The sequence below is a fragment of the Rhizobium sp. L1K21 genome, from assembly GCF_024055895.1.
In the GTDB taxonomy this organism is placed as follows: Bacteria; Pseudomonadota; Alphaproteobacteria; order Rhizobiales; family Rhizobiaceae; genus Ensifer_A.
The window spans coordinates 34,228-49,071 of the sequence record NZ_JAMXLE010000009.1 but is presented as its reverse complement, the minus strand read 5'-3'; the positions used below and the strand labels follow the sequence as shown (position 1 = coordinate 49,071).

Sequence of the window (14,844 nt, the reverse complement as noted above, 5' to 3'; positions counted from 1 at the left end):
TTTTCGCGATGAAGCGTTTTACCGATCTATTCATTCAGCGGCCTGTCCTGGCCTTGGTCGTCAGTGCCTTCATCCTGGTGCTCGGACTGCGGTCGATGACATCGTTACCGATCCTGCAGTATCCAAGCACGCAGAATGCCGTCGTGACCGTCACGACCACCTATGCCGGTGCCGACTCCGACATCATAGCAGGGTTCATCACCACGCCGCTGGAACATGCCATCGCGCAGGCCAACGGTATCGACTACATGACGTCGACGAGCCAGACCGGCGTGAGCACCATTACTGTCAATCTGCGTTTGAACTACGATTCCGGCAAGGCGCTCACCGAAATCAGCACCAAGGTGAATTCGGTGCTCAACCAGCTGCCCGACGGTGCGCAACAGCCGACCTTGAACCTCACGGTCGGCCAGACGCTGGACGCCATGTATATCGGCTTTTCCAGTACCGTGCTGGCGCCGAACCAGGTTACTGATTATCTGACCCGCGTCGTTCAGCCCAAATTGCAGGCTGTCAACGGCGTTCAGACGGCAGAACTGCTCGGCGGCAAAAAATTCGCATTGCGCGCCTGGCTCGATCCCATCAAGCTCGCTGCCTATGGCTTGAGTGCCACTGAAGTGGCGGGCGCGCTGGCCAGCAACGACTATATTTCCGGTCTTGGAAACACCAAGGGCGACCTCATCCAGATCAATCTCAGCTCTTCGACGAACCTGCATTCGCTGGAAGAGTACAAGAACCTGGTGGTCAAGCAGAGCGGAGAGGCCATCATCCGGCTGAGTGACGTGGCCAACGTCACGCTTGGCAGTGACGACTACGATTCCGCGACCAGCTTCAATGGCAAGGAGGCCGTCTACATCGGCATCCAGGTGGCACCGACGGCAAACCTCCTGAGCACGGTCAGCGCAGTTAAGGAGGCACTTCCCGAGATTGAGGCCCAGCTGCCGGAAGGACTGCAGGGACGCGTGATTTATGACTCAACCGAGTTTGTAAACAGCTCCATTGAAGAGGTGGTGAAAACGCTGTTCGAGGCCAGCGTCATCGTCACGATCGTCGTATTTCTCTTTCTCGGCTCGTGGCGTGCCGTCCTCATACCCATCGTCGCCATACCACTCTCGCTGATCGGCACCTTCGGCCTCATGTTGCTGATGGGTTTTTCCATCAATCTTCTCACCCTTCTGGCTCTGGTTCTGGCAATCGGACTTGTGGTCGACGATGCAATCATCGTGGTCGAAGGTGTCAACCGGCACATGGAAGAGGGGATGTCGCCGTTGCAGGCGGCGCTCGAAGCTGCGCGGTCCCTGGCAAGTCCGATCATCGCGATGACTGTCGTCCTGATCGCCGTCTATTTGCCGGTCGGCTTCCAGGCCGGCCTGACCGGTGCCCTGTTTACCGAATTCGCCTTTACGCTTGCCGGCGCCGTCACGGTATCTGCCGTCGTCGCGCTCACCTTGTCACCGATGAACTGCGCCTATCTTCTCCGGCCGATTCCACGCGACGGAAAGGGGCTCGAGGCTCGTTTCGTTCACCTCATCGACCGTACAATGGAGAGGCTGAGCCGCGGTTATCGCAGGCTTCTGGAGGGTAGTCTCAACTCTCTGCCGGTGGTGGCCACCTTTGGTGTCATCGTCATCAGCAGTCTCGCTTGGCTCTATACGTCGTCCACCACGGAACTCGCGCCGGAGGAAGACCAGGGGGTCGTCCTGGGTCTGACAACGGCGTCGCCCACCGCGACCCTGAAGCAGCGCCAGTTCTATTCGCAACAGGCCTACAGCTATTTTGAAGAGCGTCCGGAAACCGATCTTGTCTTCCAGATCGAAACACCCGGACAGTCGATCACCGGCTGGGTCCTCAAGCCCTGGGACGAGCGGGAAAAGAGTGCGAAGACGCTTCAGACCGAGATTCAGCAGGACTTTAACAAGATCGCCGGCGTCAAGACGGTGGCTTTCCAGCCGTCGCCGCTGCCCGGCAGCAACGGCCTGCCGATCCAGTTTGTCATTTCCACCACCAGAGAATTCAACGAGTTGAACGACGTCTCGCGGGCATTCATCACGGATGCGCTGAAAACGGGCAAATTCATCTTTCTCGACACGGACCTGAAATTCGACCAGCCGCAGGCGCGCATCGTCTTTGACAGGGACAAGGCCGCACAGCTTGGTCTCAACATGAACGATATTGGTGGAGCGCTTGCCACCATGCTGGGGGGCGGGAACACCGGTTACTTCAGCCTCGACGGACGATCCTACAAAGTGATCCCTCAAGTCCAGCAAATGTCGCGGCTTAATGTCGAGGACGTGCTGAACTATTACATCAAGACCGGTAGCGGCGAGTCCGTGCCTTTGTCGACTGTCGCCCATGTGGAAACGATCACCACACCGGAATCGCGCAATCACTTTCAGCAGGTCAATGCCGCGACGATTTCCGGCGTGGCCATGCCCGGCGTGTCTATGGGCGACGCCCTGACTGCTCTGCGCGATCTGGCCAACCAGTCACTGCCGAAAGACTATAGCATAGATTACGGTGGCCAGTCGCGTCAGTTGATGTTGGAGTCTGGCAGCTTCCTCACGACATTCGGACTTGCCATCATCATCATCTTCCTGTCGCTGGCAGCATTGTTCAACAGCTTCCGCGACCCGATCGTGATCCTGTTTTCGGTCCCCATGTCGCTGGCGGGTGCGCTGATCTTCATCAGCGTCGGCATCGGTGGTGCAAGCATCAACATCTACACGCAAGTGGGTCTCGTGACCCTCATGGGTCTGATCAGCAAACACGGCATCCTGATGCTCGAAGTTGCAAACGAGCTTCGGCATGCAGGCAAGACCAAGCGTGAGGCGATTGCTGAAGCGGCTGAAGTGCGGTTGCGCCCGATCTTGATGACAACCGCGGCAATGGTGCTCGGCGTTGTTCCCCTGATCACCGCCACCGGGGCTGGTGCCGCGTCCCGGTTCAACATGGGGCTGGTGATTGCCAGCGGCTTGACCATTGGTACCCTTTTTACCTTGTTCGTGGTCCCAGCCGTCTATGTGATGATCGCCAAGGGCGACAAACCGAAGTCGGTCGATGACGCGGTCCCGGGGAACGGCCTTGTCGGTGCCGTGGCCTTGAACGACAGGTAGTCAAGGCGTCTGCCGGCGCCGCGCCTTAGTGCGCCAGCGCCGGTAGACCACTGAATTGCGGGGCGACGCTCGCCATCATCTCTGAGCGGTTCTCGGACGATATCCTCGCTTGCCTTTGCGATGACGTATTTCCAGATACAGCGCGACAGCCTCTCTCTTCCTCGAATGAATGCGTTTTCGCCTGCCCTGCTGAACCGATGACGCTTTGCATGCAAGCGGTCGCTCCAGAGACGAACCGTTTCCCTGCTCACGATAAGGCGGCATTGACATTTGCCCGTTCGGCGATCTGCCTCACAGAAACATGACCATAGCCATATTCCGAAAACAGTTGGGTAGCGGCCTCAAGTAAGCTCAGCCGCGTTGCGAGCGAGTTGGCCTGACGCTTATTGAGCGCCCTTGCTGGTGAAGGCGTCGCTGAAGATTGTGACCCATCTGAAATTTCATTAAACAAATGTTTAAATTACGGATCGGATGCATCTGTTTTGCAGATGACATCCATCATCGCTCGACTGGACAAGAGCAATCTGCCGCTCCTGATCGCCTATGGCGAATTTGACATTCCGCCGGTTCAGGATTCCGTCCGTCAGCTTGTTGACGCGCTCTACGCGCGCGACGGCCATTTGCCGCTGGTCGAGGCCGTTCCCGGCCATACGCATATTTCGATCGTTGAACACATTGGAACGGTCGACGAGGCGTTCGGAGAGAACCTCGCCGGGTTTGTCGAATTATTGGCATTGCGGGCAAAACAGGATGCTGCCCCGCCTTGCCACCCGGGTTTGCCCTCGGGTCCCATCACTCAGCAACCCGCGTCGACAGGTGAGAATTAGGGCTTGGCAAAGCAACGAAGCCCTTTGCATTTGTCTCAGGCTCCATTCATTGCTAGGCACACTGCGACGCGATGAACGAAAGCCTCAATATGTCTCTCGATCCCAGATATCTCAGCATCCTGCTCCAGGTTTCCAGAAGTGGCTCATTCACAGCGGCCGCACGGGAACTCAACATGTCGCAGCCGGCGGTATCCATAACGATTGCGCAGTTGGAGGATCGTATCGGGACGCCGGTGGTCGTCAGAGACCGCAAGGGTGCCACGTTGACGGATGCCGGGAGGCTCCTGTTGCGGCGCGCAAGGGCGATTGAAAATATCCTGCGGCATGCCGAGCAGGAAATCGCCGGACATCGCGAGGAGACCGACGGGCCTCTGATGGTTGGCGGTACGCCAGGCGCGCTCCTGGCCCTCCTTCCACCCGTGCTGCAACGTCTGCGGCAGGAGGACAGAAATTTTGCGATGCAGGCTCTGGAGTTGAAAGACGAAGACATCGCGGCGTCACTCCGAACCCGAACAATCGAGGTGGCACTTTGCAACGCAAGTCCTCTGAACCTGCCGTCGGACATCGCGCAGACGACCCTGCAAAGCGAGCCCTTTGTTCTCATTGCGCCGCTTGATTGCGATCTACCGGAAAAGGATATTGAGATTGCCGATACTGTATCCTACCCTTGGATTTTACCGCTTGCGGAAGGCGTGACCCGCCGGCAGCTGGAGGCGGTTTTCCTCAGTGCCGGTGTTCCATTGCCGCGCACGATCATGCGGTGCGATGCTTTGGCGACCATGAAGACACTGGTTGCCGAGGCGGGTTTCATGACGATCTTGCCAGCATCTGTCGTCAGTCGGGAAGTGAACGCCGGAGAGTTGAGGGCAATTACCCTGCGTGACGGACCGCCGCCGCGCCGCCTTGCGCTCTGGCGTATGTCGGACGATGAATTGAGCCCGCTTGCAGCCCGCTTTGTCTCGGTCGCTCGTGGCTTGCGCGCAAGCTCAGGCATAAATTAGACTAATGCTATTGCCTGTTATTATTATTTGACGAAAGGTAACTCTCGAAAGAAAGTCCGTCCATAAACCGCTGCGGAGAGCGGTCGTGGAGGACTTGATGCCGTCTGAAATCTGCTTCGGCCATGCCGGAGAGCAAGCTCTTCTTGCCGATCTTTACCTGCCGGACGCCTCGGGGCCGCACCCGCTGGTGATTGCGGTGCCGGGTGGTGGCTGGATCCGTGGACATCGTCGATCACTGGCCGGTTGGGCACAGCTCCTGAACCGCAACGGTATTGCAGTTGCAACGATCGACTATCGGCGCGCAGACAAGTGTCCCGCCTTTCCGGGAAACGTGGAAGACGTCGCCGCTGCAATATCGTTCTTTTCTGAAAATTCCGATGCTCATGGAATAGACGCCGCACGAATTGCAACGCTCGGGGCATCCGCCGGCGCACATCTTTCATCGCTTGCCCTCCTTTCGGACAAGTTTTCAACGCCATCCGTTAAAGGCATGGCGCTGATTTACGGCGTCTACGATCTCCACGCCCATTGGCAGGCAGATTTGACGCTAAACGCGGCGCCGGGCACGGACAAGACCGAGCGCATGATGGGTGCAACGCCCTACGACAATCCGCAGCTTTATCACGATGCGGCGCCGCTTCGACAGATCACCTATGGCAAGGCGATGCCGGTCCTTCTTTGCTGGGGGAACTGCGACCGCGACATCAGCCCCGAGCAGTCAAGAAATTTCGATTTGGCGCTTCGTCAGGCCGGTTTTCAAGTGCGATCTGTCGAGTTCGAAGAGGCCGGACACTTCTGGTTTTCGGAGGAAGATCTTGCCGACCCAATCAGTTATTCCGCGCGCCTTGCGCCCGAACTCGTTCGCTTTTTCAAACGTATTTTAGAGGTAAGTGCATGACCGTCGATTATGACGTCGCCATTATTGGCTGTGGCCCTGTTGGAGCCTATGCGGCCAATTTGATGGGACGCGCCGGGCTGAAAACACTCGTGGTGGATCGCGATACATCTCCCTACGCGCTGCCCCGCGCAGTTCATTTTGATCATGAAATGCTGCGCCTTCTCGAGGATGTGGATCTGCTTGAGCCGATTTCCGACAGGATCTTGGCGGCAGATGGCCACCTTCACATTGGCGCGGATCACGGCGTCATTCGTTTCATGAGTGCCGCCGGCCTGCCAAGGCCATATGGCTATGCGAATGATTACTTCTTCTACCAACCAGAGCTTGAAGAAGTCCTGAGGTCCGGACTTTCCCGGCACCCGCATGTCACGCTTCAGCTTGGTCGGGAGTTTGTCGGGATAGTGCAGGGCGCCGATCTGGCGACATTAAGCTTCGCCGACGGCCAGACTGTGACTGCCCGCTGGGTTTTGGGAACGGACGGCGCACGCAGCGCCGTGCGCAAAGCTATTGGCGTGAAGCTGGACGACCTCAAGTTTGAAGAGCCTTGGCTGGTGGTGGACGCGGAGGTCGAGGGACCGATCAGCTTCCCGGATCTGACGGGCGTTCCAGATGGTGCCAACTTGCAGCGCCTGTCCGTGATGATGTGTGACCCGGCCCGGCCTGCGACGATCGTTCCTGGCCGCGGCAATCACCGACGCTGGGAGTTCATGCTGCTGCCCGGCGAGGATGACGCGGTCATGGCGATGCCGGAAAATGTGAAGGAACTGGTTCAGCCCTGGGTCAAAGGTGCAGAGCACGAAATCATCCGGGCAGCGACTTACAGGTTCCATGGCCTTGTCGCCGAAAGCTGGTGGGTCGGGCGGACCTTCCTGGCAGGAGATGCGGCCCACCAAACACCTCCATTCTTTGGGCAGGGCATGTGTCACGGCATGCGCGATGTTGCCAATCTTGCCTGGAAGCTTGCACTGGTATGCCAAGGCAAGGCCACCGAAAGTCTGTTGGAAACCTATCAGCAGGAACGCGATCGACAGGTGCGCCACGTCATCGGTCAGGCGGTTGAAGCTGGGCGTTACATCTGCGTTCTCGACCCGCAGGAAGCGCGTGAGCGTGATGAGCGCATCCGCAGCACGAAGGGAATGCGAACAGCGGCAGAACTCATTGCCCCACTTCAATCGGACATAATCGCGAGCCATGCCGGCGAGCGTTTTATCAATCCAAAAATAGCAGAAGATGGCGCGCTGCTGGATTCCAAAACTGGCGGTGGATGGGTAGTTCTTTCTGCCACGCCCGTCGATTTCGCCCCCGATAGCGCGGCTGTTCTCGCCCAACTTCATGCCACGCAAATGGTTTTAGGCGACGACGTGCAGGATTTGGACGGTCATCTGGAAAATTGGTTTGAGACGAAGAACGCTGTGATCGCGCTGGTCCGGCCTGACTTCTATGTCGCCGTCCATTCCGCCGACCAGGAAACATTCTCAAATGAAGTGGTGCGGCTAGGTGAGGCCATGGCGCTGGAAGTTCGCCCCGGCATGGCCGCCGCACAATAATGATCTTACGTGGAGATATGAAATGCGATTTGTAAGTTTCGAGTTCGAGGGACGAGCCTCTTGGGGACGGGTTGAAGGTGACGAGATCGTTGACCTCGGCGCGCTGCCGGGTTCAGCTGTGGACCTGCGTTCAGCGATAGCTGGCGGTGCGATGCATCCCGCTGGCGACGCGCCGCGCATTGCCCGCGGGGCAGTGCATCTCTTGCCGCCGATCCCCAACCCGTCGAAAATCCTTTGCGTTGGCCACAACTACGAAAGCCACCGTCAAGAGACCGGCCGCGCCAAGGTTTCAAATCCGTCCATTTTCACCCGTTTTGCCGATACGCTGCTCGGCGCGAATGATCCGATCGTCCGCCCAAAGGTATCGACCAGCCTCGATTTCGAGGCGGAATTGGCCGTGGTCATAGGCAAGGGCGGAAGAAACATTTCCGAAGCACAGGCGATGGACCATATTGCCGGCTTTGCCTGCTTCAACGATGCATCCATCCGGGATTTTCAGTGGCACACCACACAGTTCACGCCGGGAAAAAACTTTCCTGGCACAGCACCCTTTGGCCCTGAATTGGTCACCCCGGATGAGATCGAAGATCTCGAGGCCGTTGTCGTGCGCAGCGTGCTGAACGGTCAGACGATGCAGGAAGCGCCGGTCTCCTTCATGCTGTTTCCGATCCCGACCATTATCGCTTACGTCTCTCAGTTCACTGAGCTTTCCCCTGGCGACGTTATTGCGACGGGCACACCGGGTGGGGTTGGCGCCAAACGAGAACCACCTGTCTGGATGAAGGCCGGAGACACGATCACGATCGAGATCGATGGTGTCGGTACCCTGACCAGCAGAATCGTTGACGAGGCCTGAAATGGCGTCTCAATTTCCAATCTCCGGTCTGAGAAGCGTGGAACTGATCGTCCCTGATATCGCAGCGGCGGTTGCATTTTACACGAGGTCGTGGGGGCTGCATGCAGTCGAGGTCGGAGCAGGCGTGGCCTATCTCCGGGCCAGTGGAACCGATCCTTATGTCGTAAAGCTGTCCGGTGGGCCGAGCGCAGGTATTGTTTCGGTCACCTTCCGTGCCGCCGAAGATGCCGATCTTCATCAACTTCGCGAGCGTATGACCAAAGCTGGCGGCAGCCCCATTGGGGAGATCGAGGCGATCGCGGATCATGGTGGTGGCACAGGTTTCTCGGTGCGAGATGCAGCGGGCCGTTGCTACCGCGTCGTGCAGGGCGATATGCCTTCAGAGCCTGTTGATGCCGAGGGCGATCGTCCCGACCGTCTTGCCCATGTGAACATCAACACGACCGATCTTGAGCGAGACATCCGTTTTTTTGAAGACGGTTTGGGTTTCAAGCTCACCGATCGCTCGAAGATGATGGGCTTTGTGCGCACGAACTCCGACCATCACGCAATCGTTCTGGCAATCGCGCCGGTTGATACGCTCAACCACATCGCCTTCAACCACGACGATTGGGAATCGGTCATGAAAGCCGCGGGCCGGATGTGCGACGGCGGATTTCCAATCGGTTGGGGTCCCGGGCGCCATGGACCGGGGGATAATGTCTTTACCTATTTCGTCGATCCGTTCGGAATCGTTATCGAGCACACGGCCGAAGTTCTGGTGGTCGACGACGACTATCGCGTGGGAGGGCCGGAAGACTGGGTTTGGCCGCCCGGCCGCACCGATCAGTGGGGCATTGCCCCGCCGAAGACTGAGGAATGCAAGAAAGCGCAATTGGCAATTCCGTTCCTTTGAAGAAGCGGAGCCCAATGGAGGAAGTTTGAAATGTTGGAAAAGGTCACGATCAAGCAGGCGCCGGGAAAAGATGTGCCTTACATTCTCCGCGAAGGCGAGGGCAAATGCCTGCTCGTGGCCGGACAGATGGTACACCTTCTCGCTGGCGTTGAGGAAACCGCAGGAGGTTATGGTGCTGTCGTCTGTGAAGCGACTTACGACCGTCAGGCAATCCCGCTGCACTATCACGAACGTGAGCACGATACATGGCTTTGCACCCGAGGACGCTTGCAAGTCTGGTGCGGAGAACAGTCGCGCATACTGACCGAGGGCGATTTTGCCTATGTCAAACCTTACGATGTGCATTCCTACAGATCGGTCGCACCGCGTACGAGTTTCTTCGGTGTTGTGGCACCCGGTGGTTGGGAAGGCTTTTTCACGGCCGCCGGCGAGGAATGGCAGGAAGCCGGTCTGCCCCCAGAAAACCATCCGTTCGATTTTTCTCGCATGGGCCCGGCTATGGGCCAATATGGAGTTATGCGGGTTGATGGCGCGACCTACGCTGAAGCCACCAACGGCGATGAAACTGACCGCGTGTTGCCCACGGAGCCTGCATCTTACATTCTGCAGTCCGGCTATGGCCTGACCAGGCGCCTCAACGGCCATATGTCTACAGTCGTTCTGTCACGTGCGATCACTGAAGGTGCCCTGGACATGCGCACCATTGAGGCTGGCCATGGGGCGGGGATGCCCGCGATCGTTCACGCTGCAACACATGTCTCGCTCTACCTGATGTCCGGAACACTCCGCCTCACACTCGGTGGTGAGGAGAACATCCTCAATGCGGGTGACTTCGCCAACATCCCTGCTGGAACCGCCTATGCGACCCGTGTTGAGGGTGGCCATGCTCGTTGGGTTCTCTCCGGAGCCAATGGCGACGGTCTCGAGTTCTGGGACAGGGCGGGTGCCAAAACGCAGGAATTCGTGTTCGAAAACAAAAGCGACCTCCCGGCCTGTGTGACCGCAGTCAAGGGGTTGAACGGGGTGGATGTCGCGCTCGCCTGAGAGGAGTAGCGCACATTTGCTGGACATAAAATTGGGGGAGGAAAAGATGGCAGGTATGATTGATCTCGCGGCACTGCCGCTCTGGGTCAATACCCTGATCGACGGCTATGGCGACCGACCGGCAATGGGTGGCGCACTGCCCACTGCATTCCTGATCGGCGCAGTCATCGCATCGCTGACCCTGGCGCGCGCCTTCTCTGGTGCTAACGGCCGAAAGCGGCTCTCCTCAATCAAGGTCTCCGCCCTTGGTCCGATCCTCCAGGGCATTTTCGCGCTGACAATTATGTTTTCTGGGAGCTATGCAGTCGCCGCCACGCTGTCAATGCTGGTGACCGGTTCAGCTATAGCGCCATTCATTGGAGGGGCCCTGGTTGAGGGTGGTGGCTACGGGGCAATCGGTATCGTCACCGCTGTCATCGCAGTCATCAGCTCGTTCCATTTCATCCGGGCGGGTGGGAAGGCGGGTCTCGTGGATCCGCAGGCTGGTCCGTCGTCAGTGACCTCGGGATGATGTGGTGCGCAGCCGGGAGCGCACCCCGGTTGGGCGGTTGCAGACATGGAATGCTTAGGCGTTGCCGAACAATAAAGACAAGACGGCGACGTAAACAATGGAGAGATATATGGGCGAAGACGGCATAAAGAGCCGGAGATACATGTTCGGGAGAGGCTGCCAATGTTGCGGCATCGATGTGCACACGCATGTCGTCCCGCACGATTTCCCTGCATATGCCGGAGGAAATGCGCCGCCGGCATGGCCGTCCATGATTGCCGCCAGCGATTGCCACAGAACTGTTGTCGTCAACGGCAAGAATTACAGAACCGTGAGCGACGCCTGCTGGTCCGTTGATCGTCGCGTGGCCGCCATGGACGAAATGGGCATCGGTGTTCAGGCGCTTTCACCCATGCCGGAACTCTTCAATTACTGGATGGACGCCGTCCCGGCGCGAGACTTGCTTCGTTACACGAACGACGTGATTGCAGGCATGATCGATGCGGGGCAGGGACGTTTCTGCGGTCTTGGCGCCGTGCCGCTTCAGGATATCGACATGGCTATCGCTGAGTTGCGGCGCCTCGTGGCGCTCGGCTTTTCCGGCGTCGAGATCGGCAGCAATATCAATGGTGTACCGGTGGGTGATCCAAGCCTGCTGCCGTTCTTTGAAGCAGCGCAGGATTTGGACGCGGCCGTTTTCGTTCATGCCGTGCGCCCCACCGGCATGGACCGGTTGGTCGGGCCGGGCCAGCTCCAGCAGGTTCTCGCCTACCCAACGGATGTCGGCCTTGCGGCGGCCTCATGCATAACGTCGAATATGCTCTTGAAACTGCCTCGACTTCGCATCGCCTTCAGCCATGGCGGCGGTACGCTTGCGAGCCTTCTGCCACGTCTGCGCGAAGGGTGGTCGGTCTTTCCGGCCTTGAAGGATGAGATCGATGAAGATCCCTATGTTCAGGCGCGTCGTTTCTACGTGGACTCGCTGGTCTACGATACGCCGACGCTTCGGCATCTTATTTCTATATTCGGCGATGATCGCATTCTGATTGGCACCGATTATCCATTCAACTTCCACGATCGAAAGCCGCGGGCACGCATCTCCGAGCAGCAGAGTGATGCCGCGATCGCCGACAAACTGACGTTTGCGAACGCCGCTGGCTTTCTCGGAATCATCGAACAGCAGCGCGGCAACGACCTGAACATGCAAGCTCGATAGGAGGAGAGAAGACCTATGAAATTCATGACCATCGGCTCAGCTGAGCCGCTTAACATCAAACGGGAGGGAACCATGAAAAACTACATGAAGCGTGGGCTGCTTGCTGCGGCTTTCTTCGCTGCGGGCTTGTCGCCTGCAGCGGCAGAAACTGTCTTGAAGGTTTCGAACTTTCTGCCACCGAACCATACCTGGCAACATGCGCTGGAGGCATGGAGCGAGGAGCTCAAGGCGAAAACCAACGGCGAATTGTCGCTCGAAATCTTTCCGGCTGGTCAGCTTGGCCCGCCGCCGCGCCAGTACCAGATCGTTACGAACGGTCTTGCTGATATGGCGATCATACTTTACAGCGCGACCCCAGGACGCTTCCCGCTCACCGAGCTTGCCGGCTTGCCGCTGACCTCGCCATCGGAAGGCAACTCCAGCGAAATCATGTCCAGGCGCCTCACGGAGCTTGCTCCCGAATATCTGGCGCAGGAACATCCCGACACCAAGATCCTCTGGATGGCTGTTACGCCGCCGCTGAAGCTCAGCACCACCACGGTGGATGTAACCAAGCCCGAAGACATCAAGGGTCTCAGGGTCCGCTATGCAGGAAAGACCTTCCAGGAAATCCTGGAAACATTCGGTGCCTCGCCGATGAATATTGGCCCCGCCGAGACCGTCGATGCGCTCTCCAAGGGCGTCGCGGATGGCGCAATGTTCCCCTTCGAGGCGACAAAGTCGTTCAATCTCGGTCCAATCGTGCACTACACGCTCGAGCCCGGCCTTGCATCGGCGCCCTTCGGTCTCGTCATGAGCCAAGCTGTGTACGATGGCCTTAGCCCTGAGTTGCAAAAGGCAATTGACGAAACCGTGGGTCCGGAAAGGGCGGCTGCATTCGGCAAGTCCTGGGACGAAGGCGAGGCAGACGGTCGGCAGTATATGGTTGATAACGGCGTGAAGATTGAAACACTATCGGGCGATCAGCTCACTCCGTTCCGTGAGGCTGTTGCCCCGATCATCAAGGCCTCCATTGCCTCGGTCGATGACTCCGGCAAGCCCGGTTCGGCCTTCTACGAAGCTTACACAAAGTAATGTCTATTGTTGTCGCGCCGGTTCGCGCCGGTGCGGCCTCCTTAGAATGGGAAACGACAAAATGAAGTCCTCGGCCAAATTGCACCGGGTGGCGGATCGCTATTTCAGCGCTATGTTGATTGTGCCGATCCTCGCCCTTGTCGCCATGATGATGACGACAGTGACGGACGTATTCATGCGATATGTTTTTAACGCGCCGGTGACGGGTTCCTATGACATCGTCGAAATTTGCCTGATGATCAGCGTCTATTATGCGCTTCCGAAAGTGCTCTTCGAAGGGCAACCGATCCTCATTGATCTCATTGACGGCATCGTTCCACCGCCGATCGTCCGCCTTTTGAAAGTAACCGCTGCTGTGCTTTCGTTGGCAGCGCTATGCTTCATCTTCTGGTCGATGGTGAAGCCAGCACAGGAAGCCTACATGTTTGGTGACATGAAGCTGGAGCTGGATCTGCCGGTCTGGATTTTATGGGCTATTGCGCTCTTTGGCGTTGCCAACGGCGTGTTGGCTGCGGCTGGCGCAATCGCTGCCCCGCAACAACAAGGTCACGCACCCAATGAAGGTGAGGTCGCACAATGAGCGCCCCTATTCTCGGTTTGGTCGTCGTCCTCGTCCTCTTTGCACTGCTGTTCCTGCGCGTTCCCGTCTGGTTGGGCCTGCTGATCTGCGGGATCGTCGGAAACACGCTCCTCTCCAGGCTTTCGGTGGCAGCCGCCGTAACCGGCACGACCGCATTTGATACCGCTTCGAACTACAGTCTTTCTGTGGTGCCGCTCTTCGTTCTGATGGGGGAGGTGGCAACGAACAGCCGCCTGTCAGCCGAATTGTTCAAGGCCGCGCGTGTTTGCTTGTCAGGCCTGCCAGGCGGGCTCTCTGTCGCGACAATAGGCGCGTCGGGCGCATTCGGCGCTGTCTGCGGCTCTTCGATAGCCACGGCGGCCACGATGACCCGCATATCGCTGCCGGAGATGAAGGAGGCAGGATACGACGATGGTCTTGCCACGGCTTCAGTTGCCGCTGGCGGTAGCCTTGGTATCCTCATTCCTCCGTCTCTGATACTCGTCATCTATGCGGCAATTGCCGAACAGCCCTTGCCTGAGCTGTTCGCAGCCGGCCTTGTCCCTGGAATCCTCCTTATGATTTTCTACATGGCGATCGCATTGTTTATTGCGCGTCGGAGCAAGACTGTGCCGGTAGACCCGCCCGCCAGTTTCAAGGCCCGAATTCTCGCACTGAAGGAACCATGGCAATTTATCGTGCTCTTCACCGTTTCGATCGGCGGCATCTACGCTGGCGTCTTCAGTCCGAATGAGGCCGCTGCCATTGGCGCGTTTGGCGCAATCGTTTTAGGCGTTATCGGACGGAGATTGACATGGCCGGGCCTTGTGCATTCGCTCAAGGTAAGCGTACTGACAAGTTGCGTACTTTTCACCATCATCATCGGAGCCTCTATCTTCGCAAATTTTGTCGTGCAGACAAAATTGCCGGATCTGCTTCTGGGGGCAGCACAGGCGCTCGATTTGGCGCCCTGGGCAGTCATGGCGCTGATAATCCTCATTTACATCGTTATGGGATGCTTCCTTGAGGGAATTGGCATGGTGCTGATCACTGTACCTGTGTTTTTGCCGGTGGTCGCGGGATTTGGATATGATCCAGTCTGGTTTGCAATCATCGTGGTAATCGTCGTTGAGCTGGGCCTTATTCACCCGCCAGTGGGGATGAACCTGTTCATTATACAGGCTCAGGCTCCGGAAATAAGCATCCGTCAGCTCTATGTGGCGATAATCCCATTTCTGGTCGCGCCGTTTGCGCTCATAATTTTGTTATTCTTGTTTCCGCAAATCGCTCTCTGGCTACCTACCATTCTTTATTGAGCGCGGTG

General features: G+C 57.8%; 14 protein-coding genes. 13 read left to right on the top strand and 1 reads right to left on the bottom strand.

The genetic code is table 11. The annotated features are described in order from the left end of the window. Nucleotides 1-8 precede the first annotated feature (8 nt). The gene (locus NHF56_RS19675; protein WP_252807780.1) at nt 9-3,113 is read left to right on the top strand and encodes an efflux RND transporter permease subunit; all 3,105 of its coding nucleotides are present in this window, start codon (nt 9-11) and stop codon (nt 3,111-3,113) included. A 247-nt stretch (nt 3,114-3,360) separates the two neighbouring features. Here NHF56_RS19675 and NHF56_RS21065 read toward each other — a convergent pair whose 3' ends face one another. After that, a complete protein-coding gene (locus tag NHF56_RS21065) occupies nt 3,361-3,564 on the bottom strand; it encodes a TetR family transcriptional regulator (protein WP_373456347.1) in 204 nt (67 codons plus the stop codon). A 31-nt stretch (nt 3,565-3,595) separates the two neighbouring features. Here NHF56_RS21065 and NHF56_RS19670 point away from each other — a divergent pair, with 31 nt between their 5' ends. The 12 genes from NHF56_RS19670 (at nt 3,596) to NHF56_RS19615 (ending at nt 14,836) form a co-directional block, all read left to right on the top strand. Beyond that, nucleotides 3,596-3,940, top strand: coding sequence for a hypothetical protein (locus tag NHF56_RS19670; RefSeq protein WP_252807778.1), 345 nt, complete (start codon nt 3,596-3,598; stop codon nt 3,938-3,940). A gap of 71 nt (nt 3,941-4,011) precedes the next feature. After that, on the top strand, nt 4,012-4,941 hold the full coding sequence (locus tag NHF56_RS19665; RefSeq protein ID WP_306431199.1) for a LysR family transcriptional regulator: 930 nt from the start codon (nt 4,012-4,014) through the stop codon (nt 4,939-4,941). Nucleotides 4,942-5,038: 97 nt separating this feature from the next. Continuing rightward, the gene (locus NHF56_RS19660; protein ID WP_252807773.1) at nt 5,039-5,839 is read left to right on the top strand and encodes an alpha/beta hydrolase; all 801 of its coding nucleotides are present in this window, start codon (nt 5,039-5,041) and stop codon (nt 5,837-5,839) included. Continuing rightward, nucleotides 5,836-7,386: a bifunctional 3-(3-hydroxy-phenyl)propionate/3-hydroxycinnamic acid hydroxylase gene (locus tag NHF56_RS19655; protein WP_252807771.1), complete on the top strand. Its 1,551-nt coding sequence runs from the start codon at nt 5,836-5,838 to the stop codon at nt 7,384-7,386. Before NHF56_RS19660 ends, NHF56_RS19655 begins: the two co-directional genes overlap by 4 nt. Before the next feature lie 22 nt (nt 7,387-7,408). Further along, nucleotides 7,409-8,242 (top strand): fumarylacetoacetate hydrolase family protein, encoded by an 834-nt coding sequence (locus tag NHF56_RS19650; RefSeq protein WP_252807769.1) that lies wholly within the window; start codon nt 7,409-7,411, stop codon nt 8,240-8,242. 1 nt (nt 8,243) lies between these two features. Next, nucleotides 8,244-9,137, top strand: coding sequence for a VOC family protein (locus tag NHF56_RS19645; protein ID WP_252807768.1), 894 nt, complete (start codon nt 8,244-8,246; stop codon nt 9,135-9,137). A gap of 30 nt (nt 9,138-9,167) precedes the next feature. Continuing rightward, on the top strand, nt 9,168-10,181 hold the full coding sequence (locus NHF56_RS19640) for a quercetin 2,3-dioxygenase family protein (protein ID WP_252807766.1): 1,014 nt from the start codon (nt 9,168-9,170) through the stop codon (nt 10,179-10,181). Between the two features lie 46 nt (nt 10,182-10,227). Beyond that, on the top strand, nt 10,228-10,692 hold the full coding sequence (locus tag NHF56_RS19635) for a hypothetical protein (protein ID WP_252807764.1): 465 nt from the start codon (nt 10,228-10,230) through the stop codon (nt 10,690-10,692). A gap of 142 nt (nt 10,693-10,834) precedes the next feature. Next, nucleotides 10,835-11,887, top strand: coding sequence for an amidohydrolase family protein (locus NHF56_RS19630; protein WP_252807762.1), 1,053 nt, complete (start codon nt 10,835-10,837; stop codon nt 11,885-11,887). 15 nt (nt 11,888-11,902) lie between these two features. After that, nucleotides 11,903-12,961 (top strand): TRAP transporter substrate-binding protein, encoded by a 1,059-nt coding sequence (locus tag NHF56_RS19625; RefSeq protein ID WP_252807760.1) that lies wholly within the window; start codon nt 11,903-11,905, stop codon nt 12,959-12,961. A gap of 61 nt (nt 12,962-13,022) precedes the next feature. Continuing rightward, complete coding sequence (locus NHF56_RS19620) at nt 13,023-13,541, top strand: TRAP transporter small permease (RefSeq protein WP_252807758.1); 519 nt, start codon at nt 13,023-13,025, stop codon at nt 13,539-13,541. Continuing rightward, nucleotides 13,538-14,836 (top strand): TRAP transporter large permease, encoded by a 1,299-nt coding sequence (locus NHF56_RS19615; RefSeq protein ID WP_252807756.1) that lies wholly within the window; start codon nt 13,538-13,540, stop codon nt 14,834-14,836. Before NHF56_RS19620 ends, NHF56_RS19615 begins: the two co-directional genes overlap by 4 nt. Nucleotides 14,837-14,844: the final 8 nt, after the last annotated feature.

What these genes read in the sequence shown, in the direction of transcription:
- NHF56_RS19675 (WP_252807780.1), top strand. Translation starts at nt 9, where the DNA reads ATGAAGCGTTTTACCGATCTATTCATTCAGCGGCCTGTCCTGGCCTTG.
- NHF56_RS19665 (WP_306431199.1), top strand. Translation starts at nt 4,012, where the DNA reads ATGAACGAAAGCCTCAATATGTCTCTCGATCCCAGATATCTCAGCATC.
- NHF56_RS19660 (WP_252807773.1), top strand. Translation starts at nt 5,039, where the DNA reads ATGCCGTCTGAAATCTGCTTCGGCCATGCCGGAGAGCAAGCTCTTCTT.
- NHF56_RS19655 (WP_252807771.1), top strand. Translation starts at nt 5,836, where the DNA reads ATGACCGTCGATTATGACGTCGCCATTATTGGCTGTGGCCCTGTTGGA.
- NHF56_RS19650 (WP_252807769.1), top strand. Translation starts at nt 7,409, where the DNA reads ATGCGATTTGTAAGTTTCGAGTTCGAGGGACGAGCCTCTTGGGGACGG.
- NHF56_RS19645 (WP_252807768.1), top strand. Translation starts at nt 8,244, where the DNA reads ATGGCGTCTCAATTTCCAATCTCCGGTCTGAGAAGCGTGGAACTGATC.
- NHF56_RS19640 (WP_252807766.1), top strand. Translation starts at nt 9,168, where the DNA reads ATGTTGGAAAAGGTCACGATCAAGCAGGCGCCGGGAAAAGATGTGCCT.
- NHF56_RS19635 (WP_252807764.1), top strand. Translation starts at nt 10,228, where the DNA reads ATGGCAGGTATGATTGATCTCGCGGCACTGCCGCTCTGGGTCAATACC.
- NHF56_RS19630 (WP_252807762.1), top strand. Translation starts at nt 10,835, where the DNA reads ATGTTCGGGAGAGGCTGCCAATGTTGCGGCATCGATGTGCACACGCAT.
- NHF56_RS19625 (WP_252807760.1), top strand. Translation starts at nt 11,903, where the DNA reads ATGAAATTCATGACCATCGGCTCAGCTGAGCCGCTTAACATCAAACGG.
- NHF56_RS19620 (WP_252807758.1), top strand. Translation starts at nt 13,023, where the DNA reads ATGAAGTCCTCGGCCAAATTGCACCGGGTGGCGGATCGCTATTTCAGC.
- NHF56_RS19615 (WP_252807756.1), top strand. Translation starts at nt 13,538, where the DNA reads ATGAGCGCCCCTATTCTCGGTTTGGTCGTCGTCCTCGTCCTCTTTGCA.